The sequence below is a fragment of the Amycolatopsis sp. NPDC003865 genome, from assembly GCF_053605345.1.
The window spans coordinates 129,742-152,101 of record NZ_JBSGJA010000004.1 but is presented as its reverse complement, the minus strand read 5'-3'; the positions used below and the strand labels follow the sequence as shown (position 1 = coordinate 152,101).

Annotated in this window: 21 protein-coding genes and 1 tRNA gene; all 22 read left to right on the top strand. The window is 71.1% G+C overall.

Going from position 1 to position 22,360, the window contains the following annotated elements; translation table 11 throughout:
* Positions 1–9: 9 nt before the first annotated feature.
* Complete coding sequence (locus ACWEVP_RS12295; protein ID WP_452062613.1) at positions 10–1,278, top strand: ABC transporter substrate-binding protein; 1,269 nt, start codon at positions 10–12, stop codon at positions 1,276–1,278.
* Positions 1,275–2,177, top strand: coding sequence for a carbohydrate ABC transporter permease (locus ACWEVP_RS12290; RefSeq protein WP_452062612.1), 903 nt, complete (start codon positions 1,275–1,277; stop codon positions 2,175–2,177). The genes ACWEVP_RS12295 and ACWEVP_RS12290 overlap by 4 nt, the downstream gene beginning before the upstream one ends.
* A complete protein-coding gene (locus ACWEVP_RS12285) occupies positions 2,177–3,016 on the top strand; it encodes a carbohydrate ABC transporter permease (protein ID WP_452062611.1) in 840 nt (279 codons plus the stop codon). Before ACWEVP_RS12290 ends, ACWEVP_RS12285 begins: the two co-directional genes overlap by 1 nt.
* Positions 3,017–3,040: 24 nt before the next feature.
* Entirely contained in the window at positions 3,041–4,348 is a 1,308-nt protein-coding gene (locus ACWEVP_RS12280; protein ID WP_452062610.1) for a glycoside hydrolase family 27 protein, read from the top strand.
* Between the two features lie 166 nt (positions 4,349–4,514).
* Positions 4,515–5,324 (top strand): CoA transferase subunit A, encoded by an 810-nt coding sequence (locus ACWEVP_RS12275; RefSeq protein ID WP_452062609.1) that lies wholly within the window; start codon positions 4,515–4,517, stop codon positions 5,322–5,324.
* 499 nt (positions 5,325–5,823) lie between these two features.
* Positions 5,824–6,549, top strand: a complete 726-nt coding sequence (locus tag ACWEVP_RS12270; RefSeq protein WP_452062936.1) for a CoA-transferase subunit beta — start codon at positions 5,824–5,826, stop codon at positions 6,547–6,549.
* Positions 6,546–7,727, top strand: a complete 1,182-nt coding sequence (locus ACWEVP_RS12265; RefSeq protein ID WP_452062608.1) for a thiolase family protein — start codon at positions 6,546–6,548, stop codon at positions 7,725–7,727. Before ACWEVP_RS12270 ends, ACWEVP_RS12265 begins: the two co-directional genes overlap by 4 nt.
* A gap of 11 nt (positions 7,728–7,738) precedes the next feature.
* Positions 7,739–8,476, top strand: coding sequence for a protocatechuate 3,4-dioxygenase subunit beta (gene pcaH / locus ACWEVP_RS12260; protein ID WP_452062607.1), 738 nt, complete (start codon positions 7,739–7,741; stop codon positions 8,474–8,476).
* A complete protein-coding gene (gene pcaG, locus ACWEVP_RS12255; RefSeq protein ID WP_452062606.1) occupies positions 8,473–9,027 on the top strand; it encodes a protocatechuate 3,4-dioxygenase subunit alpha in 555 nt (184 codons plus the stop codon). The genes pcaH and pcaG overlap by 4 nt, the downstream gene beginning before the upstream one ends.
* Before the next feature lie 14 nt (positions 9,028–9,041).
* Positions 9,042–9,818, top strand: coding sequence for a 3-oxoadipate enol-lactonase (gene pcaD / locus ACWEVP_RS12250; RefSeq protein ID WP_452062605.1), 777 nt, complete (start codon positions 9,042–9,044; stop codon positions 9,816–9,818).
* Positions 9,815–10,216: a 4-carboxymuconolactone decarboxylase gene (gene pcaC / locus ACWEVP_RS12245; protein WP_372670541.1), complete on the top strand. Its 402-nt coding sequence runs from the start codon at positions 9,815–9,817 to the stop codon at positions 10,214–10,216. Before pcaD ends, pcaC begins: the two co-directional genes overlap by 4 nt.
* Positions 10,217–10,225: 9 nt before the next feature.
* On the top strand, positions 10,226–11,056 hold the full coding sequence (locus ACWEVP_RS12240) for an IclR family transcriptional regulator domain-containing protein (RefSeq protein WP_452062604.1): 831 nt from the start codon (positions 10,226–10,228) through the stop codon (positions 11,054–11,056).
* A gap of 225 nt (positions 11,057–11,281) precedes the next feature.
* Positions 11,282–11,869: a nucleotidyltransferase family protein gene (locus ACWEVP_RS12235; protein WP_452062603.1), complete on the top strand. Its 588-nt coding sequence runs from the start codon at positions 11,282–11,284 to the stop codon at positions 11,867–11,869.
* 26 nt (positions 11,870–11,895) lie between these two features.
* A complete protein-coding gene (locus ACWEVP_RS12230; RefSeq protein ID WP_452062602.1) occupies positions 11,896–12,774 on the top strand; it encodes an AAA family ATPase in 879 nt (292 codons plus the stop codon).
* Positions 12,775–12,813: 39 nt separating this feature from the next.
* On the top strand, positions 12,814–14,541 hold the full coding sequence (locus ACWEVP_RS12225; protein ID WP_452062601.1) for a hypothetical protein: 1,728 nt from the start codon (positions 12,814–12,816) through the stop codon (positions 14,539–14,541).
* 256 nt (positions 14,542–14,797) lie between these two features.
* Positions 14,798–14,871: transfer RNA gene (locus tag ACWEVP_RS12220), tRNA-Arg, on the top strand.
* A 197-nt stretch (positions 14,872–15,068) separates the two neighbouring features.
* On the top strand, positions 15,069–16,178 hold the full coding sequence (locus ACWEVP_RS12215; protein ID WP_452062600.1) for a vWA domain-containing protein: 1,110 nt from the start codon (positions 15,069–15,071) through the stop codon (positions 16,176–16,178).
* A complete protein-coding gene (locus ACWEVP_RS12210) occupies positions 16,171–17,283 on the top strand; it encodes an XdhC family protein (RefSeq protein ID WP_452062599.1) in 1,113 nt (370 codons plus the stop codon). The genes ACWEVP_RS12215 and ACWEVP_RS12210 overlap by 8 nt, the downstream gene beginning before the upstream one ends.
* A gap of 204 nt (positions 17,284–17,487) precedes the next feature.
* Positions 17,488–18,012, top strand: a complete 525-nt coding sequence (locus tag ACWEVP_RS12205; protein WP_372670547.1) for a (2Fe-2S)-binding protein — start codon at positions 17,488–17,490, stop codon at positions 18,010–18,012.
* Positions 18,012–20,453, top strand: coding sequence for a xanthine dehydrogenase family protein molybdopterin-binding subunit (locus ACWEVP_RS12200; protein WP_452062598.1), 2,442 nt, complete (start codon positions 18,012–18,014; stop codon positions 20,451–20,453). The genes ACWEVP_RS12205 and ACWEVP_RS12200 overlap by 1 nt, the downstream gene beginning before the upstream one ends.
* On the top strand, positions 20,450–21,304 hold the full coding sequence (locus ACWEVP_RS12195; protein WP_452062597.1) for an FAD binding domain-containing protein: 855 nt from the start codon (positions 20,450–20,452) through the stop codon (positions 21,302–21,304). The genes ACWEVP_RS12200 and ACWEVP_RS12195 overlap by 4 nt, the downstream gene beginning before the upstream one ends.
* A gap of 77 nt (positions 21,305–21,381) precedes the next feature.
* On the top strand, positions 21,382–22,137 hold the full coding sequence (locus tag ACWEVP_RS12190; RefSeq protein WP_452062596.1) for an SRPBCC domain-containing protein: 756 nt from the start codon (positions 21,382–21,384) through the stop codon (positions 22,135–22,137).
* Positions 22,138–22,360 lie beyond the last annotated feature (223 nt).

The following is a 22,360-nucleotide window of genomic DNA, read 5'->3' as shown; positions in this document are numbered from 1 at the left end:
GTGAGCCCCATGAATCGTAGAAGCTTCCTGGTCGGTTCCGTCCTCTTCGCCGGGGGAGCGGCCCTGGCGGGCTGCACTTCGGACCCGTTGAACAAGAACGCGGGCGCGTCGGCCGGCGCGAAGGTCACGTTGCAGCAGTGGTACCACGCGTACGGCGAATCCGGGACGCAGCAAGCCGTCCAGCGCTACGCCCAGGAGTTCACCAAGGCCAACCCGGACATCGCGATCAACGTCAGCTGGATCGCCGGCGACTACGAGACCAAGCTGAATTCGGCGATGCTCACCGCACAGGCGCCGGACCTTTTCGAACTGGGCGACTTCCGGTACCAGAACGTCAAGAACGGCCTGCTCGCGCCGCTCGACGACATCGTGAACCCGGTGAAGGGCGACTTCAGCCAGGCCGCGCTGGACACGGTGACCGTCGACGGCAAGATCTACGGCGTCAAGATGATCGACGACGTCATGATGCTGTACTACCGCAAGAGCGCGCTGCGGGCCGCGGGCGTCCAGCCGCCGCAGACGTTCGCCGAGCTCCTCGAAGCGACGCGGAAGCTGAACACCGGCAAGCAGAAGGGCCTGTACGTCGGCACCGACGGTGTCGGCGAAGCGGCGACGCTGCTGCTCTGGTCGTCCGGCGGGGACTTCTTCGACTCGAGCGGCAAGAAGGTCGCGTTCGCCTCGCCCGAGGCGATCGCCGCGATCGGCGGGCTGAAGCAGCTGCACGACACCGGCGGCCTGCTCCAGGGCTACCCGACCGACTGGTCCGACCCTGGCGCGTTCGCCAACGGCGCCACCGCCATGCAGTGGGGTGGCCTGTGGTCCCTGCCGGACATCAAGAAGGCACTGGGCGACGACTTCGGCGTCGTCGCGTGGCCGAAGTTCGGCGACGCCGGCAAGCAGGTCGCCCGCGTCGGCGGCTGGTACCAGCTGGCCAACGCCAAGAGCCAGAACCTCGACGCCGTCAAGAAGTACATCGACTGGCTGTGGATCAAGAACGCCGACCTGCAGAAGGACTGGTGCGTCAAGTACGGCTTCCACATCCCGGCGCGCAAGCCGGTTGCCGCGCAAACCACCGAGTTCTCCAGCGGCGCGGCGAAGGACGCCGTGACGATCTCGCAGCAGAACGGCAAGTCCTACTCCGGCTTGTGGAACAAGGCGTCGGCGACGCTGTTCCTGCAGGCCGCGACGAAGATCGCGAACGGGCAGGCCGACGCGGCCGCCGAGCTCGGCGACGCGGCGCAGAAGGCGCAGGCCGAAGTCGACAAGCAGCTGGCATGAAGCGTCGCGACTGGCGCGCGATCGGCGCGTTCGCGGTGCTGACCGGGCCGGTCGTGATCGGGCTGGGGCTGTTCAAGTACGTCGCGATCGCGTGGAGCTTCCTCCTCAGCTTCAACGACGCCCGTGGCACGATCTCGCTCGGGCATTGGATCGGCTTCGACAACTACGCGTTCCTGCTGGGTGACGACGCCTTCCTGACATCGCTGTCGACGATCGCGGTCTTCACGGTGTTCATCGTGCCGATCACGTTCGTCGCGTCGCTGGGCCTCGCGGTGCTGATCAACAGCATCAAGCGCGGCAAGGCGTTCTTCCGGACGGTCTTCCTCATCCCGGCGGCGGTGTCCTACGTCGTCGCGGCGCTGGTGTGGAAGATGGCGCTGTTCAACGGCCTGCCGTCCGGCGTCGCGAACGTCGTCGGCGGGCTGTTCGGCGCCGACCCGGTGCCGTGGCTGTCGACGACGAGCCCGCCGCTGTACTGGGTCGCGGTCGTGACGCTGCGGCTGTGGCTGCAGGTCGGGCTGTACATGATCCTGTTCCTGGCCGGCCTGCAGGCGATCTCGCCGTCGCTGTACGAAGCCGGCGAGCTGGACGGCACGACGAAGTGGCAGGCCTTCCGGTACATCACGCTGCCGCAGCTGCGGAACACGTCGGTGGCGGTGCTGCTGCTGATCCTGATCGCTGCGTTCCAGGCGTTCGACGAGTTCTACAACCTGTTCGGCACCGGGCTTTCCGGCACGGCGACCGCGCCGGTGAAGCCGCCGCTGGTCTACCTGTACGACTCCGCGCTCGGCGACCAGAACTACGGCGTCGGCTCGGCGGGCGCGTTCCTGCTCACCGTGATCATCGTCGTGATCACCCTGCTGCAGGGCCGGTTCGTCGGCTTCGGGAAGAAGGACTGATGGCCGTCCTCGCCGTTCCCCGCGTTCGGAAGGCGCCGAAGTACGTCCTGGCGTCCGTGCTCGCCCTGATCTTCCTGCTGCCGTTCTACATCATGGTGCGCAACGCGCTGATGACGCGGCAGCAGGTCAGCTCGCCGGACTGGTCGTGGCTGCCGGACCCGCTGTCGTGGGTGAACTTCGGCGACCTGTTCGCCGACGCGTCGGTGCCGATGGCGCACGCTCTCGGGAACTCGTTCCTGGTCGCGATCGTCACCGCGCCCGTGGGGACGTTGTTCGGCTCGATGGCGGGGTACGCGCTGGCCCGGATCACCGTGCCCGGGCGCCGCTTCGTTTTCACCTACGTGCTGGTCACGCTGATGATCCCGCAGTCGGTGACGTTCGTTCCGACGTTCGTCGTCGTCGGGTCGATGGGCGGGGTCAACACGGAGTGGGGCATCATCGCGCCGAACCTGTTCAGCGCGTTCACCGTCATCCTCTTCCGTAACTTCTACCTGCGGTTCCCGGCCGAGATCGAAGAAGCCGGCCGGCTCGACGGGCTCGGCTACCTCGGCGTCTACCGGCGCCTGGTGCTCCCCAACTCGGGAAGCATGATCGCCTCGCTCGGCGCGCTGATGTTCATCGAAAGCTGGAACGCGTTCCTGTGGCCGCTGGTGATCGGGCAGGACCCGTCGTCGTGGACCGCGCAGATCGCGCTCTCGACCTTCCTGACCGCGCAGTCGGTCAACCTGCCGGCGCTGTTCGCCGGCGCGCTCGTCACCATCGCGCCGCTCGTCGCGATGTTCCTGGTCGCCCAGCGGTTCATCGTCCGCGGGATCGCGGCGAGCGGGCTCAAGGAGTAAGTCCCCCTATCGAGGAGTGTTCCTTTGAAGCGCTTCTTTTCCGTCTTCCTCGCTGTGCTCGGGTTCTTGTCCTTCCTGGTTCCGGTGGCCGGCGCGCGGACACCGTTCGTCCGGCCGTTCATGGGCTGGAGCAGCTGGAGCCTGGAGTCCTCGACCCGCGCGGGTTACGGCACTTCGTGGCTCAACGAGTCGCACGTACGCGACGCGGCTCAGGCCCTCGCCACGAAGCTCAAGCCCGCCGGCTACACCTACGTCAACATCGACTCGGGCTGGAACGCCGACCTGTCGTGGGTGTTCCACACCGACGCCAACGGCATCCCGACCCCGGATCCGGGCCGCTTTCCGTCCGGGATCCCCGCGCTGGCCTCCTCCGTGCACGGGCTCGGGCTCAAACTCGGCCTGTACGCGGTCACCGGCCTCGAGAAGGAGGTCTACGACAAGAACGCGCCGATCCTCGGGACGTCGTGCCACGCGCAGGACATCGCCTACCGGCCGCTGACGCCGTCCAACGGCTGGGGCGGCAACTGGAAGGTCGACTTCGCCAACCCCTGCGCGCAGAAGTACTACGACTCGATCGTGGCCCGGTTCGCGTCCTGGGGCGTCGACTTCGTCAAGGTCGACGGGACGACCGCGGACAACGTCGCCGACATCAAGGCGTGGTCCGCCGCCATCGACCACTCGCGACGGCCGATGTGGCTGACGGCCAGCGCCTGGCCGGTGCCGCGGTCCATCGGCTCTTCGCTGGCCCCTTACGCGAACGGCGTGCGCGTCGACACCGACGTCGAGTGCTACTGCGAGACGGTGTCCACCTGGGACAGCTCGGTGAAGGCGCGGTGGACGGACCTGCCTTCGTGGCTGGGCGTGTTCGGCCCGCGGTACCGGCCGGACCTGGACTCGATGCCGATCAGCAACAACACGGGGTCCGGCATCCAGGACGGCATCTCCGACGTCGAGCGGCAGAGCGTGATGACGTTCTGGTCCATGGCGTCTTCGCCGCTGTACGTCGGGGGAGACATCTACTTCCTGGACGCCTTCGCGGTGTCGATCCTGACGAATCCGGAGGTCATCCGGGTCGACCAGTCCGGTACCTACCCGACGCAGGTGACCGGCGGCGAGCACCAGGTGTGGAAGAAGCGCGCGCCCGACGGCAGCTGGTACGCGGCCGTCTACAACCTGGGTTCCACGCCCGCGGACATCACGGTGGACCTGGGTGTCCCGGGCGCGCGGCCGGTGCGTGACCTCGTCGCGCGAAAGGACCTCGGGCGGTTCCGCGGCTCCTGGACAGCCGCGGCGGTACCTCCGCACGGCTCCCGGCTGGTCCGGATCGGCTGAGCTTTTCCCGGCGAAGGGGACTTTCTCGCGCGAACGGCGAGAAAAGTCCCCTTCGTCGTGCGTGCGTCATCCATTGGGTGGAAGACATCTGGTCGGCGGCCTTCCCGTCATGCTATGTTCGGTTTCAGAACGAGTGTGCGTGATGCGAACAGATTCGGAGCGTGGGATGGCGGAGCTGCTGTCGCTGGAGGAGGCCGTGGGCCGGCTGGTGCACGACGGCGACACCGTCGCGCTCGAAGGGTTCACGCACCTCATCCCGGTCGCGGCCGGGCAGGAGATCATCCGGCAGGGCAGGCGGGGCCTGACGCTGGTGCGGATGACCCCGGACATCGTGTACGACCAGCTGATCGGCGCGGGCTGCGCGAGCAAGCTGATCTTTTCCTGGGGTGGCAACCCCGGAGTGGGCTCGCTGCACCGGTTCCGCGACGCGGTCCAGCACGACTGGCCGGTCCCGCTGGAAATCGAGGAGCACAGCCACGCGGGCATGGCGAACCGCTACGTGGCCGGCGCGTCCGGCCTGCCGTTCGCGGTGCTGCGCGGCTACACGGGCACGGACCTCCCGGCCCAGACGGACACGATCAAACCGATCACGTGCCCGTTCACCGGCGAGCGCCTCACGGCGGTCCCGGCCCTGAACCCGGACGTGACAATCGTCCACGCCCAGCGCGCGGACCGCGACGGCAACGTCCAGATGTGGGGCATCACGGGTGTCCAGAAGGAAGCGGTCCTGGCGGCGAAGCGCTCGATCGTGACGGTCGAGGAGATCGTCGACGAGCTGGAGCCCCGCCCGGGAGCGCTGGTCCTCCCGGCCTGGGCGCTGACAGCGGTGGCCGAAGTCCCAGGCGGCGCAAAGCCGTCGTACGCGGCGGGCTACTACGAGCGCGACAACTCGGCGTACCAGGCCTGGGACGAAGTGGGCCGCGACCGCGAGGCGTTCACGAAGTGGCTGAACGAGCTGACGGGCGTGAAGGCATGACCACGAGCCTGCTCGCCCGGCAGCCCTCAGCCGCGTTGAGCCCCTGGCCCCGGCGAGCCCGCGCGGCCCACGGCCCCGGCGCTGCCCGGCCCGCCTCCAGCTTCCCGATCTGCTCGGTCCGGCGAGTTCGTGCGGCTGACGGTCTCGGTGCTGCCCGTCCGGCTTCCAGCGTCCCGGTGCGCTCGGTCCACGGCCCCGGCGCCGCCCAGCCCACCTCCGGCTTCTCGATCTGCTCGGTCCGGCGGGTTCGTGCGGCTCACGGCCTCGGCGCCGCCCCACCCACCTCCGGCGTCCCGATCCGCTTGGCCCGGCGAGCCCGCGCGACCCACGACCCCGGCGCCGCCCAGCCCACCCCCAGCGCCCCAAGCCGCTCGGCCCGGCGAGCCCGCGCGACCCACAGCCCCGCTGCCGCCCAACCCACCCCCAGCGCCCCAACCCGCCCCACCCCGCCCGACCCCGCGGAGGTCCCAGCGTGAGCACCGACTACACCGCCGACGAGATGATGAGCATCGCGGCCGCCCGCGCCCTCGCCGACGGCTCCTCCTGCTTCGTCGGCATCGGCCTCCCCAGCAAAGCGGCCAACCTCGCCCGCCGCGCCCACGCCCCGAACCTCACCCTCATCTACGAATCCGGCTGCCTCGGCGCGAAGCCGTCCCGCCTCCCGCTGTCCATCGGCGACGGCGAGCTGGCCGACACCGCCGACGCCGTGGTCAGCGTCCCCGAGGTGTTCAACTACTGGCTCCAGCCCGGCCGGATCGATGTCGGCTTCCTCGGCGCCGCCCAGCTCGACAAGTTCGGCAACATCAACACGACCGTCATCGGCTCCGACTACCACGACCCGAAGGTCCGCCTCCCCGGCGCGGGCGGCGCCCCCGAGATCGCGGCCTCCTGCGGCGAGGTGTTCATCGTCCTGCGCCAGAGCCCCCGCGCCTTCGTCGAGAAGGTCGACTTCGTGACCTCCTTCGGCCACGGCTCCGGCAAGGGCGACCGCGAGAAGCTCGGCCTCCCCGGCAAGGGCCCGACCCTGGTGGTGACCGACCTCGGCCTGCTGCGTCCCGACCCGGAGACCGCCGAACTCACCCTCACCGAGCTCCACCCGGGCGTGGAGCTCGACCAGGCGGTCAAGGCCACGGGGTGGACACTGAAGGTCGCGGACGACCTCAAGGTCACCCCCGCCCCGACCGAGCAGGAGCTGACCGTGCTCCGAGACCTGGAGAAGGCATGACCGACGTCTACGTCCTCGACGCGATCCGCACCCCCTTCGGCCGTTACGGCGGCGCGCTGGCCGGCGTGCGCCCGGACGACCTGGCCGCGGGGGTCCTCAAGGCGCTCCAGGCCCGCAACGACCTCGATCCGTCCACAGTGGACGAAGTGACGCTCGGCGACGCGAACGGCGCGGGCGAGGACAACCGCAACGTCGCCCGCATGGCCGCCCTCCTCGCCGGCTGGCCGACGAGCGTCCCGGGCAACACCGTCAACCGCCTCTGCGGCTCCGGCCTGGACGCGGTGATGCAGGCCAGCCGCGCGATCCAGGTCGGCGACGCGTCCCTGGTCGTCGCCGGCGGTGTCGAGTCGATGACCCGCTCGCCGCTGGTCATGCCGAAGCCGGAAAAGGCCTTTCCCGCCGGCAACCAGACCCTCTACAACACCGCGCTCGGCTGGCGCATGGTCAACCCGGCGATGCCGTCGCAGTGGACGATCTCCCTCGGCGAGTCCACCGAACAGCTCGCCGAGCGCTACGGCATCGGCCGCGACGAGCAGGACGCCTTCGCCGCCCGCAGCCACGTCAACGCCGCGAAGGCGTGGGACGAAGGGTTCTACGACGACCTGGTCGTCCCGGTCGAGGGCGTCGACCTGACCCGTGACGAGGGCATCCGCCCGGACTCCAGCCCCGAGAAGCTCGCCAAGCTGAAGCCCGTCTTCCGCAAGGAAAACGGCACCGTCACCGCCGGCAACGCCTCCCCGCTGAACGACGGCGCCTCGGCGCTCCTCCTCGGCGACGAGGCGACCGCGAACCGCCTGAACAAGGCGCCGCTGGCCCGGATCGCCGGCCGTGGCGCGGCGGGCGTCGACCCGGACGTCTTCGGCATCGGTCCGGTCCGCGCGGCGGAAATCGCCCTGGAGCGGGCCGGCATCGGCTGGGACGACCTGGCCGCGGTGGAACTGAACGAAGCCTTCGCCGCGCAGTCCCTGGCGTGCCTGCGCGACTGGAAGAAGCTCGACCCGGAGATCGTGAACACCCACGGCGGCGCGATCGCCATCGGTCACCCGCTCGGCGCGTCCGGTGGCCGGATCCTCGGCACCCTGGCCCACGACCTGCACCGCCGCGGCGGAGGCTGGGGACTGGCCGCCATCTGCATCGGCGTCGGCCAGGGCCTGGCCGTCGTCCTCGAAGGCCGGTAAGGAGAGAAACCGTGAGCACTCCGACCGAACTCAGGCTGCCGCGCTACGGGCGGGAACCCGAAGGCACCCACCCGCCACTCGGCTTCACCGGCTACCGCTCGACGGCGTTGCGGCACCCGAAGCAGGACCTCGTCCTGCTGCCGCAGATGCTGACCGAGGTCACCGGCCCGCTGCTCGGCCCCGGCCGTCTCGGCGAGCACGACAACGACCTCACCCGCCAGCACGAGGGCGAACCGCAGGGCCAGCGGATCATCGTCACCGGCCGCCTCCTCGACGGCGACGGCCGCCCGGTGCGCGACTCGCTCGTCGAGATCTGGCAGGCGAACGCCGGCGGCCGCTACCGCCACACCGGCGACCGCTGGCCGTCGCCGCTCGACCCGAACTTCACCGGCGTCGGGCGCACTCTGACCGACAGCGACGGCCGCTACACGTTCACCACCATCAAGCCCGGCGCGTACCCGTGGAAGAACCACGACAACGCCTGGCGCCCCGCGCACATCCACTTCTCGGTGTTCGGCTCGGCGTTCACCCAGCGGCTGGTCACCCAGATGTACTTCCCGGACGACCCGCTCTTCTACCAGGACCCGATCTTCAACTCGATCCCGGACGAGAAGGCCCGGCAGCGCATGGTCTCCCGCTACGACCACGAGATCACGCAGGCCGAATGGGCACTCGGGTTCCAGTTCGACATCGTGCTGCGCGGGCGCGACGCGTCGGTGTTCGAAGAGGAAGAGGACGAGGACGAATGACCGAGCTGCTGCCCACCCCGTCGCAGACCGTCGGCCCGTACCTGTCGATCGGGCTGCCCTGGCCGGACGGCCCGCACGTGGTGCCCGAGGGCACGCCCGGCGCGTTCTGGATCCGCGGCACCGTCCGCGACGGCAACGGCGATCCGGTCCCGGACGCCATGATCGAGACGTGGCAGGCCGACCCCGGCGGCGGCTTCCGCCACCCGGACGACCCGCGCGGCGAGGCGTCCGGCGAGTTCCGCGGCTTCGGCCGCTGCCCGACGGAGACCGACGGCACGTACGGGATCCTGACGCTGCTGCCGGGCCCGGTGCCGGGGGAGCACGGCGCCACGCAGGCCCGCCACATCGACGTCTCGGTGTTCGCCCGCGGCCTGCTCAACCGGGTCGTCACGCGGATCTACTTCGAAGACCAGGACAACGCCGCGGACCCGGTGCTGGCGACGGTGCCGGAGGAGCGCCGCGGCACGCTGATCGCCGCCAAGACCGAAGACGGCTACCGCTTCGACGTGCGGCTGCAGGGCGAAGGAGAGACGGTGTTCTTCGCCGTATGAACGGAGGTGGGAACGTGGGCGCCGTGCGGGTGCACCGGGTCGTGGAAGGCCCGGAGGACGCTCCGGTGGTGGTGTTCGGCGGGTCGCTCGGCAGCGACGTCCGGATGTGGGAGCCGCACGTCGTGCCGCTGCTCGAGCGCGGCTTCCGGGTGGTCCGCTACGACACCCGCGGGCACGGCGCCTCGCCGGTGCCGCCCGGTCCGTACGAAATCGAGGACCTGGGGGCCGACGTCCTGGCGCTGCTCGACGACCTCGAGGTCACGCGGGCGCACCTGGTCGGTCTGTCGCTCGGCGCGATGACCGGCATGTGGCTCGGCACCCACGCGCCCGACCGCGTCGCGAGCCTGGTGCTGTGCTGCACCTCGGCGAAACTGGGGCCGCCACGGATGTGGGCCGACCGGGCCGCCAAGGTCCGCGCCGAGGGCACCGCCGCGGTGGCCGAGGCCGGCGTCGCCCGCTGGCTGACCCCGGCATACGCCGAGCGCCACCCGGACCGCGCCGCGTTCCTGCGATCGATGATCGCCGGGGTCCCGGCCGAGGGCTACGCGGCCTGCTGCGGCGCGATCGAGCGGATGGACCAGCTCGACGCGCTGCCGAAGATCGCCGCCCCCACGCTGGTCATCGCGGGCGCGGAAGACCCGGCCACCCCACCGGAAGGCCACGCCGACCTGATCGCGGCGGGCATCCCCGGCGCGCGCCTGGAAGTCGTCGCGGACGCGGCGCACCTGGGCAGCTACGAGCGGCCCGAGGAGTTCACCCGGCTGATCCTGAACCACCTGGAGCGAGTGTGACCGACCGCCACGAGCAGGGCATGAAGGTGCGGCGCGAGGTCCTCGGCGACGAGCACGTAGACCGCGCGGTCGCGGGCACGACGGACTTCAGCCGCCCGTTCCAGGACTACATCACCGAAGGCGCGTGGGGCTCGGTCTGGGCCCGCGACGGCCTGGACCGCCGGACGCGCAGCTGCGTCACGCTCGCGGCGCTGACGGCGCTGCAGGCGCACAACGAGCTGGCGATGCACGTCCGCGCCGCGGTCCGCAACGGCCTGACGGCGGCGGAGATCAGCGAAGTCCTGCTCCACACGGCGGTCTACGCGGGCGCGCCGGCGGCGAACGCGGCGTTCGCCATCGCCCAGCGCACCCTGGCCGAGCTCGGCGAGCCGACCGCTCGCCCCGCCGACGCCGGATAGGGTGCGGTCATGGACGTGGGGAGGCACATCGAAGCCGAGGTCGACACCGAACCGGCGCACCGCGGTGCCCACCACGTGCAGTCGCTCGAGCGCGGGCTGGCGGTGATCAAGGCGTTCCACGCGGACGCGGCGGAGCTGACCCTGAGCGACGTGGCCCGGTCGACGGGCCTGACCCGGGCCGCGGCCCGCCGGTTCCTCCTGACCCTGGCCGACCTGGGCTACGTCCGCACCGACGGAAAGTACTTCTCCCTCACGGCCCGCGTGCTGGAGCTGGGGTACTCGTACCTGTCGAGCATGACGCTGCCGGAGGTGGCGCAACCGCACCTGGAGCACCTGTCGGCGGGGGTGCACGAGTCCAGCTCGGTGTCGGTCCTGGAGGGGACGGACATCGTCTACGTGGCCCGGGTGGCGGTCTCCCGCATCATGACGGTGAGCATCAACGTGGGAACCCGCTTCCCGGCGTACGCGACGTCGATGGGGCACGTCCTGCTGGCCGGCCTGAGCAAGGCGGAGCTGGAGGCGTACTTCGTGGTGGCGAAGCTCGACCGCCTGACGGACCGCACGGTCACCGCCCCCGCCCGCCTCCGCGAGGAGCTGGCCAAGGTGAGGGACCAGGGCTGGGCCATGGTCGACCAGGAGCTGGAGGAGGGCCTCCGTTCGGTGGCGGCCCCGATCCACGACCGCAGAGGCCGAGTGGCGGCGGCGGTGAACCTGTCAACGCACGCGAGCCGCACAACGGCGGAGTCGGTGGAGAGGGACTTGGTGCCCCCACTGCTGGAGACGGCCCGGGCGATAGAAGCGGACCTGGCGATCAGCGCCACCGGCCGAGCCCATGGCTGAGCAGAAACGAGCCGGGAGGTCACGGTGATCGGCGTGCAGACAACCCCAGCCGCATCGCTGGTTGCCGGCCATCGACCCGCCGCCAGGAAGCGGGGGCGCCGATGACCGCTGGTGCCTCGCCGGTCGGCGGCCTGCTGTTCGCCGCCAGCAAGCCGGTGTGCCGATGACGGCGGCCACTCCGCCGCCGGCCGGCCCGCTCCTCGCCGCCGGCAAGCCGGTGTCCCGATGACCGCGGCCACCCCGCCGGTCGCCGGCCTGCTGCTCGCCGCCGGGGCTGGGCGACGGTTCGGCGGTCCCAAAGCCCTCGCCGAACTCGATGGCCGGCCTCTCGTCCTCCGCGCGCTCGCCACCCTCTCCGCCGCCGGCTGCGATCCCGTCCGCGTCGTGCTCGGCGCCGCCGCCGAGCAGGTGCGCGCCCTCCTGCCCGATCCCGGTCAAGCCGTCTTCGCCGACGGTTGGGAAACCGGCATGGGCGCCTCCCTCAAAGCCGGTCTGGCCGCGCTCTCCGCACAACCCGGCCCGGTCGCGGCCCTGGTCCACCTCGTCGACCTGCCGTGGGTCGGCGCCGGCATCCTCACCCGCGTCGCCGCGGGCGCCACCACCGAGACCGTCGCCCGCGCCGCCTACGACGGCGTCCCCGGCCACCCCGTCCTCCTCGGCCGCCGCTGGTGGCCGGAAATCGCCGAGTCCGCCCGAGGCGACCGCGGTGCCCGGGACTGGCTGTCGACCCGGCCCGACCTGAAGCTCGTCGAGTGCGGCGACCTCGGCAGCGGCCGCGACGTCGACCGCCGGGCCGATCTGCCCGGCCGGTGACCAGCGCGCCGCCTACGATCGACACTGTGACGGACTCGCTCGCCTCGCCTGAAGAACTTGCCGCCGCGCTGGACGCGACCGGTTACCTCGCCGACGACGGGCTCGCCACCGCCGGCTTCCTCGCGCTCCGGATGGGCCGCCCGCTCTTCTGCGAGGGCGAACCCGGCACCGGCAAGACGTCGCTCGCCATCGCGCTGGCGACGGCGCTCGACCGCCCGCTCGTGCGCCTCCAGTGCCACGAAGGCATCGACGCCGCCCAAGCCCTCTACGAGTGGGACTTCCCCCGCCAGCTCCTGCACCTGCGCGCCCTGGAAGCCGCCGGCGACGGGCGCGTCGACGTCGAAACCGCCGAACGCTCGCTCTACACCGAACGCTTCCTGCTCGCGCGCCCCCTGCTGCAGGCCCTGATCACGGCGCCGTGCGTGTTGCTCGTCGACGAGATCGACCGCGCCGACGACGAGTTCGAGGCCTTCCTCCTCCAGCTGCTCGACGAACACGCCGTGACGATCCCCGAGTACGGCGAGGTCCGCGCCGAACAGCCGCCGCTGGTGGTGCTGACGTCGAACCGCACCCGCGAGGTGCACGACGCCCTCAAGCGCCGTTGCCTGTACCACTGGCTGGAACACCCCGACCTGGCGCGAGAGGTCACGATCCTGCGCCGTAGGATCCCCCTAATAGGGGAAGTGTTGGCTCGGCAGATCGCTGAAGCGGTGCATCGACTCCGCGAAATGGACCTGCTGAAGCCACCAGGAGTAGCGGAGTCACTCGACTGGGCGAGAGCCCTGCTGGCTCTGCAGCGGGACGAGCTGGACGCGGCGACGGCGGCGCGAACGCTCGGAGCTGTCTTGAAGTACAGCGAAGACCTCGACCGGGTACGGGCCAAGCTCGACGCCTTGTTCGCCTGACCGGCTCGAGGCATCCGAAGGCACGGGAGGGCCCGGGGCATGAGCGCGGTGGAGACGACCGAAGCGAGACCGGCGACGAAGCCGGAAGCGGATTCCGAGGCGACCGCCCGGCGCCGGTGGCCGGCCCGGCTCGCCGCCGTGGCGGCCGTCCTGGGCGGCACCGCGCTGATCGCCGTGCACGCCTCGTTCTACGGCCACTGGCTGATCGACGACGCCGCCATCACCTTCGCCTACTCGCGCAACGTCGCCGACGGGCTCGGACCGGTGCTCCAGCCCGGCGTGGCGCCGGTCGAGGGCTACTCCAACCCCACGTGGATGCTCCTGCTCGCCCTCGGCAAGCTGGCCGGCCTGTTCGACCACGGGACGCTCTTCGGTGTCTCCGACCAGATCCTCTTCCCGAAAGCGCTGGCCCTGGCCTGCTGCGCCGGCGTCCTGGTCCTGTTCCACGCCGGCGCGAAAGCGCTCACCCGCCGGCCGGCGCTCGTCACCTTCGTCGCCGGGGCCGCGCTCGCCGCCAACCCGTCGTTCGTGATCTGGTGCTTTTCCGGTCTGGAGAACTCCTTCTACGCGTTGACCGTCGCCGCGCTGGCCGTGCTCCTCCTGCGGTCGGTGCTGAGCGGCAGCCTGCTGACGCACCGCGTCGCGATCGGCGCCGGCGTGATCGCCATGCTCGCCGCGCTCACCCGCCCCGATGGCATCGTCTACGCGGGCGCGTACCCGATCGCCGTCGCCGTCTTCCTCAAGCGGGCCGCGCTCGCCCGCAGCGTCCGCGCGGTGGCCGTCTCGGTCGTCGCGTTCGTCCTGCCCTTCGGCGCGTACGTCGGCTACCGCTGGTTCGAGTTCGGCCGCCTGCTGCCCAACACCGCGATCGCGAAGGGCCAGGAACCGCCCGCCCTCGCCGACCTCGCGCGGCCCGGCGAAATCGTGTCCTACGCGGGCTGGCTGCTCGTGGCCGTCGTCGTGGGTTGCCTGGCCGTGCTGCTGCTCAAGCCGGGACGGCTGCGCGTCGGGCTGATCGCGTTGCTGGTTCCGCTCGGCTTGGCCTTCGCCGCGTTCATCGTGCTCGAGTACGACTGGATGGGGCACCTGCGGTTCGCGACGCCGGTCTGGACGGTCGGCGCCCTCGCCGGCGCGATCGCGGTCGTCGAGACCTTCGCCGAGGTCCGGGTGCGTGCCCGCGTCGTGCTGGCCTGCCTGCTCGTGGCCGCGTCGGTCAGCGCGATCGGCGGCTACTACGAGCAGGGCACGAAGTACCGCGCCGACGTGAAGACGGCGATGTGCGCCGTCGCCGAGCGGGACGACACCGCGATCAACGGGTTCGCGGACATCCTGCGGCTGCCCGGCACGGCGTCGGCCGGCGTGATCGACCTCGGCGGCACGGCGCTGGGCAGCCGGCTCCGGCTGCTCGACCTCGCCGGGCTCGGCGACGCCCCGATCGCGGACTACCTGCACGTCGCCGACTTCGCCGGCCTGCGGGACTACGTCTTCACGACGGCGAAGCCCGAACTGATCGTCTTCGTCGGCTCGTGGAGCAGCACCCTGCAGTTCGACCGGGATCCGCGGTTCGAGCGCGACTACGCGACGATCTTCGTCCGGAACGAAGCGAAGAACCAAGCCGCGTACTACGTTCGCCGCGACCTGGTGAACGACGCGAAGCTCGCCGAATTGCAGGCGTTCGCCCAGCGTGCGCTGCCACCGGTGCTGGCGGACAACGACGTGGCGCGGCGTCGCGGCTGCGCGAACATCGTCCCGGGCTTCACCGCCTGACAGTCCACAAAGGACGAGGATTAAATGCGTTGCCCGACGCACCGGGCTCCGGCATCCTTTTCCCAGTACAGCGGGAACCGCCACCGAGAGGAGGAGATCGTGAACCGGCAAGTGAACCGATGCGGCACGATCTCCCGTGCCGTTCGCTGAATCTTCCTGAAGGCTCTTCGCGCCCACCCCTCGCTACCTCGGGTCGGCCGCGGCGAAGAGCGCGGTCTGCGCCCGCCCGGGGAGGGGCGTGCGCGCAGACCGCCCCGTCCCGGTAGCTCAGCAGGACAGAGCGCGGCGCTACGAACGCCGAGGTCCGAGGTTCGAATCCTCGCCGGGACACCGAAACCACCACGCTGACAGGTCCGTGAGTGCGCGCGCAACGGCACAACACCGCCAAAACCGCAGCCGGCAGCCCCCGTTTTCCACGCTACCCGAGGGCACCGACAGTTTCCGGTGCCCGCCGGGCGCCTGTCCACAGAGCGGCCCCGCACGTCCACAGGCGAGCCCTCCTCGCCGGGTGAGCGCACAATGGAGTCATGACCGCCGCCGATCCCGTCGCCGGGTACGCCGGGTTCGCCGCCGCCTTGCGCGAAGCCGGGGTTGCCTGCGACGCCCACCGCGTCCAGGCCTACCTGGCCGCCGTCGGTGAGATCGATGTCGCCGAACCCACCCAGCTCTACTGGGCCGGGCGGCTCACCCTCTGCTCCAGCCCTGATGACCTCCCCTGCTACGAAGAAGCCTTCAGCCAGTGGTTCGCCATCGAAACGACCGCGCCGCAACGCGCGAAAAGCGCCTCGCCCAAGCAGGCACGCATCGCGCCGCTGGTCGACGCCGACGGTGGTGACGGCGCCGGCGACGATGCCCCTGACCAGCTCAAAGTCGCCGCCAGCGCTCAGGAAGTCCTGCGGCACCGCGATCTCGCCGCCCTCACCACCGCCGAACGCGAACACCTCCGGGAACTCCTCGCCACCCTGAAGCCCGTCCCCCCGAAACGGCCGGCCGCGCGCAAGACCCCCGCGCGCCGGGGGCGGCTCGATCCCTCGCGGACCCTGCGCGCCATGCTCGCCGGCGGCGGTGAACCCGTGAAGCTCGCGCACGTCCGCCGTGGCAGCCGGCCGCGGCGGGTCGTGCTGCTCATCGACGTCTCGGGCTCGATGTCGCCCTACGCCGACTCGCTGCTGCGGTTCGCCCACGTCCTGACCCGGTCCGCGCCCCAGTCCGTCGAGGTCTTCACCCTCGGTACGCGCCTCACGCGGGTCTCGCGCCAGCTGCGGCAACGCGACCCCGAACGCGCCATGCTCGCCGCGGGCTCGGCGGTACCCGACTTCGCCGGCGGCACCCGGCTCGGCGAGACGCTTCAGGCCTTCCTCGACCGCTGGGGCCGGCGCGGGGTCGCGCGCCGCGCCGTCGTCACCGTCTTCTCCGACGGCTGGGAACGCGGCGACACCGGCCTGCTCGGCGAGCAGCTCGCCCACCTGCGCCGGCTCGCGCACGCCGTATTCTGGGTGAATCCGCACGCCGGCCGTGCGGGCTACGCTCCGGTCCAGTCGGGCATCGTGGCCGCGCTGCCCCACATCGACCGGCTCCTGGCCGGGCACACCCTGGCCACCTTGGAACGACTGCTCCGGGAGATTGCCGATGCGTGACGTACTCGACGACGTGTTCCGCCGCTGGTCCGACGGCGAAACCGTCGGACTCGGCACCGTGGTCGCGACCTTCTCGTCGGCGCCGCGCGCGCCCGGCGCCGCCATGGTCGTCGCCCCCGACGGGACCGTCGCCGGCAGCGTGTCCGGCGGCTGCGTCGAAGGCGCGGTCTACGAGCTCGCGCAGGAGGTCGTCGCCGAGCGCAAACCCGTCCTGCAGCGCTACGGCGTCACCGACGACGACGCCTTCGCGGTTGGCCTGACCTGCGGCGGGATCATCGACATCTACGTCGAGCACGTCGACCGCGCGTCGATGCCGGAGCTCGGCGACGTGGTCGCGTCGGTGCGCGGCGGCGAGCCCGTCGCGGTCGTCACGATCATCGAACACGAGCAGGAAGGCCTGGTCGGCGAGCACATGATCGTCTGGCCGGACCGCACCGCGGGCTCGCTGGGGTCGTCGCGGATGGACGACGCGGTCGCCGACGACGCGCGCGGCCTGCTCGCCAGCGGCCGCACCGGCACCCTGCACTACGGCCCGGACGGGCAGCGCCGCGGCGAGGGCATGGCGGTGTTCGTCAACTCCTTCGAGCCGCCGCCCCGGCTGCTCGTCTTCGGCGCGATCGACTTCGCCGCCGCGATGGCCCGCATGGGCGCCTACCTCGGCTACCAGGTCACTGTCTGCGACGCGCGGCCGGTGTTCGCCACCACCAGCCGCTTCCCGGACGCGCACGACGTCGTCGTCGACTGGCCGCACCGCTACCTGCAGGCCGAAGCCGACGCCGGCCGGATCGACCAGCGCACGGCGATCGCGGTGCTGACCCACGACCCGAAGTTCGACGTGCCGCTGCTCGAGGTCGCGCTGCGCCTGGACGTCGGCTACGTCGGCGCGATGGGCTCCCGCAAGACGCACGACGACCGCTTCGCCCGCCTGCGCGAAGCCGGGATCACCGAGGCGGAGCTGGACAGGCTGTCCTCGCCGATCGGTCTCGACCTCGGCGCGCGGACCCCGGAAGAGACGGCCGTGTCGATCGCCGCGGAAATCATCGCGCTGCGGTGGGGCGGCGGCGGAAAACGCCTCGCGGAGCTCTCTGGACGCATCCACGGCTGATAGGCCAGGTGGCCCACAAAAGTTCACCCATCCGGACTTCCGCAGATGCGGCTTTCTTCGCACGAGAAAGACGCAGCTGCGGAACAGGTAGTTGAACGTGTGACATCAGGACTTGTCCGCGCGAAGGTCGCGTAGCACGCTCGGGAGTCTGTGAGCCCGATCACGGTCGGGCAGGCCGTTCCCGAACCGGCTTTTGGAGGCCTGATGCGCATCACCGTCACCGTCGACGGGACGAAGTACACCGACGAAGTCGAGCCCCGCACCCTGCTCGTGCACCACCTGCGCGAAAAACTCGGCAAGGTCGGCACCGTCGTCGGCTGCGACACCAGCAACTGCGGCGCCTGCACCGTCCACCTGGACGGCCACAGCGTGAAGTCCTGCTCCGTCCTGGCCGTGCAGGCCGACGGCTGCGAGGTCACCACCATCGAAGGCCTCGCCCGCGACGGGCAGCTGCACCCGGTGCAGAAAGCCTTCAACGACAACCACGCGCTGCAGTGCGGGTTCTGCACCCCCGGCATGATCATGCAGTCGATCGACCTCCTGGCCGACAACCCGGACCCGGACGAGCAAGCCGTCCGCGAAGGCCTCGAAGGCAACCTCTGCCGCTGCACCGGCTACCAGAACATCGTCCGCGCGGTCCGCGACGCCGCCCAGCACATGAGCCCCGGCGCCGGACCCGAAGCCGAGCGCATCGCCGAGACCAAGCACGTCGGCGTGGGTGGTGACTGATGACCGCGACGATCGAACCGGAGGTCGGCAAGTCCCGCCGCCGCAAGGAGGACGAGCGGCTGATCACCGGCCGTACCCGCTGGACCGACAACCTCACGCTGCCCGGCATGCTGCACATGGCGGTCCTGCGCAGCCCGTTCGCGCACGCCAAGATCGTTTCGATCGACACGTCGGCGGCCAAGGGCGCGCCGGGTGTCATCGCCGTCTACACCGGCAAGGACCTCGACCCGGACGGCGCGATCGGCATGCCCTGCGCGTGGCCGATCACGCCGGACATGAAGGCGCCTCGCCGTCCCGTGCTCGCCGCCGACCGGGTCAACTTCGCCGGCGAGGGCGTCGCGGTCGTCGTCGCGCGATCGTCGGCCGAGGCGCACGACGCGCTCGAGGAGATCGACGTCGAGTACGACGAGCTCCCGGTCGTCCTGGACATGGAAGCCGCCATCGCCGACGGCGCCGCGCTGGTCCACGAGGAACTCGGCACCAACACGAACGCGGTCTGGAAGTTCGACTCGGCCGAGGCCGGCACCGGCGGCAACGTCGAGGACGCGATCAGCTCGTCGGAGGTCGTGCTCAAGCGCCGGTTCCGCCAGCAGCGGCTCGTCCCCGCGTTCATGGAGCCGCGCGCCTGCGTCGTCGACCCGACCGGCGCGCAGATCACCGTGTGGGCGGCCACGCAGGTCCCGCACATCCTGCGCGTGATGTCGGCGCTGACGCTGGGCATCCCCGAGCACAAGCTGCGCGTGATCGCCCCGGATGTCGGCGGCGGCTTCGGCGGCAAGATCGGCGTCCTGCCGGAAGAGATGATGGCGCTGCTGGTCGCGCAGAAGCTCGACAAGCCGGTTAAGTGGAACGAGACGCGGTCGGAGACGATGCTCGCCGCGCACCACGGCCGTGACCAGATCCAGGACATCACCATCTCGGCGACGCGCGACGGCCAGGTCACCGGCCTCAAGGTCGAACTGCTCGCCAACCTCGGCGCGTACAACGGCCTGGTCGGCCCGGGCGTGCCGATCCTCGGCGCGTTCATGTTCAACGCGATCTACAAGATCCCGGCGTACCACTTCGCGTGCACCAACGTGTACACGACGACGACGCTGACCGACGCCTACCGCGGCGCCGGCCGCCCGGAGGCCACGTTCGCGATCGAGCGGATCATGGACGAGCTCGCCGTCGAGCTCGGCATGGACCCGATGGAGCTGCGCGAAAAGAACTGGATCAAGCACGAAGAGTTCCCGTTCACGACCGTGTGCGGGCTGACCTACGACTCCGGCAACTACGAGGCCGCCACCGACAAGGCCAAGCAGCTCTTCGACTACGACGGCCTGCGCGCCGAACAGCGGCGCCGCCGCGAGTCCGGCGACAAGGTGCAGCTCGGCATCGGCATCTCGACGTTCACCGAGATGTGCGGGCTCGCGCCGTCGCGGGTGCTCGGCTCGCTCGACTACGGCGCCGGCGGCTGGGAGTACGCGTCCATCCGGATGCTGCCCACCGGCAAGGTCGAGGTCACGACGGGCGCGTCGGCGCACGGCCAGGGCCACGAGACGGCGTGGAGCCAGATCGTCGCCGACCAGCTGGGCGTCGCGTTCGAGGACGTCGAGATCCTGCACGGCGACACGCAGTCGTCGCACAAGGGCTTGGACACCTACGGCTCGCGCTCGCTGGTCGTCGGCGGCATCGCCGTCGTCAAGGCCGCGGAGAAGGTGGTCGCCAAGGCCAAGCCGATCGCGGCGCACCTGCTGGAATGCGCCGAGGACGACCTCGAGTTCGCCGGCGGGAAGTTCACGGTCAAGGGCACCGACACGTCCACGACCATGGGCGATGTCGCGCTCGCGACGTTCTTCGCGCACAACCTGCCCGACGGGATCGAGCCGTCGCTCGACTCGGACGCGACGTTCGACCCGGAGAACTTCTCGTTCCCGCACGGCACGCACCTGTGCGCCGCCGAGGTGGACACCGAGACGGGCCGAATCAAGCTGCGTTCGTACGTCTGCGTCGACGACGTCGGGGTCGCGGTGAACCCGCTGATCGTCGAAGGCCAGGTGCACGGCGGGCTCGCGCAGGGCATCGCGCAGGCGCTGTTCGAGGGCACCGAACACGACGACAGCGGCACGCTCACCACCGGCACGTTCGCCGACTACCTGCTGCCGTCGGCGGCCGACCTGCCGTCGTTCACCACCGACCGCACGGAAACGCCGTCGACGACCAACCCGCTCGGCGCCAAGGGCGTCGGCGAAGCGGGCACCATCGCGTCCACCCCGGCGGTGGTCAACGCGGTGATCGACGCGGTGCGCCACTTCGGCGTGAACGACATCGAGATGCCGTTGACGCCGATGCGGGTGTGGCACGCCATCCAGCACGGCACGACCGACGCGGGCGGCCCCGGCCGCGACGAAGCGGGCGGCGGTCTGGGTTCCATCGACGCCACCGGAGGTGCGCAGTGATCCCGGCTCCCTTCGACTACGTCCGCCCGTCCACAGTGGACGAAGCGGTGCAGGCGCTGGCGTCGGCGGGCGAGGACGCCAAGGTCATCGCGGGCGGGCAGAGCCTGCTGCCGGTGCTGCGGATGCGGCTGGCCGCGCCGACGACGCTGGTAGACCTCGGGCGCGTCGCGGAGCTGCGCGGCGTGCGCGAGGACGGCGACGACCTGGTGATCGGCGCGATGACCACGCACTACGACGTGCAGCGTGACGCCCTGATCGCCTCGCACGCCGCGTTGCTCAAAGAGGCGACCGACACCGTCGCCGACCCGCAGATCCGCCACCGCGGAACCCTGGGCGGCGCGATCGCGCACGCCGACCCGGCCGGTGACCTGCTGGCGCCGGTGCTGGCGCTCGACGCGTCGCTGGTGGTCGCCGGGCCGTCGGGACGCCGGACGGTGCCGGCCGCGGAGTTCTTCCAGGACCTGTTCACGACGGCGCTGGCGCCGGACGAGCTGCTGGTCGAGGTCCGCGTGCCCAAGCACACCGGGTGGCGGGCGCACTACGAGAAGTTCAACCGGGTCGCCCAGGCGTGGTCGATGGTCGCGGTCGCGGTCACCGTCCGCACCGAAGCGGGCGTCATCGAGGAGGCGCGCGTCGCGCTGACGAACATGGGCTCGACGCCGGTCCGGGCGTCGGGTGTCGAAGCGGCGCTGGTCGGCGTGCAGGCGTCGGCCGACTCGATCGCGGCGGCGGCCTCGCACGCGGCGGAGGGCACGAACCCGCCGGTCGACAGCAACGCCGACGTCGAGTACCGCCGGCACCTGGCCCAGGTGCTGACGGGTCGCGCGATCGCGGCGGCGGCCGGAGCCTGAGGCTTCACCCTGGCCGTCGCTCCGGCGGCGGCTAGGGTGGGCACCGGACCCGTCGTCTTCAGGAAGGAGGTCGGCCCGTGCGGCTCGACCACGAATTCACCGTCCCGGCACCGATCGGCGAGGTCTGGCAGGCGGTCGTCGACCCCGAGCGCGTCGCCCCGTGCATGCCGGGCGCCACGCTGACGAAGGTCGAGGGCGACAAGTTCAGCGGGACGGTGAAGGTCAAGCTCGGGCCGATTTCCCTCCTGTACAAGGGCAACGGCGAGTTCCTGGAGAAGGACGACACCGCCCACAAGGTGACGATCAAGGCCTCGGGCAAGGACTCCCGCGGAGCGGGCACGGCGGCGGCGACGGTGACGTTGACGCTGACGGAGACCGACGGCGGAACCCACGGCGCGGTGGCGACCGACCTGTCGATCACGGGCAAGCCGGCCCAGTTCGGCCGCGGGCTGATCAGCGAGGTGGGCGGCAAGATCCTGGACACGTTCGCGGGGTGCCTGTCGGGCAAGCTGGCCCCGGCGGCCGAGCCCGCGCCGTCACCGGTGGCCGCGGTGCCGACGCCCGAGCCGACGTCGACGCCGGAGCCGGTGGCCAAGCCGGCCCCGACGGTCAAACCGGCCCCGACGACGGCGGAGATCAACACGGACCCGAAGCCGCCGGCGGCGACGTCGGACCGCCCGCCACTGCGCAGCGTCCCGGCGGCCCCGGAGACGGAAGCGATCGACTTGCTCGACTACGCGGGCCAGTCGGTGCTGAAGAGGGTGGCACCGGTGCTGCTGGGGATCGCGGCGGTGGTCGGCTTGGTGGCGATCATCCGGGCGCTGCGCAAGTAGGCGGTTCGCGGCGGTGGTCGGTTTGGTGGCGCTGCGCGAGTAGGCGGTTCGCGGCGGTGGTCGGTTTGGCGGTGCCGCGCGAGTAGGCGGTTCGCGGCGGTGGTCGGTTTGGTGGCGCTGGGCGAGTAGGCGGTTCGCGGCGGTGGTCGGTTTGGTGGCGCTGGGCGAGTAGGCGGTTCGCGGCGGTGGTCGGTTTGGTGGCGCTGGGCGAGTAGGCGGTTCG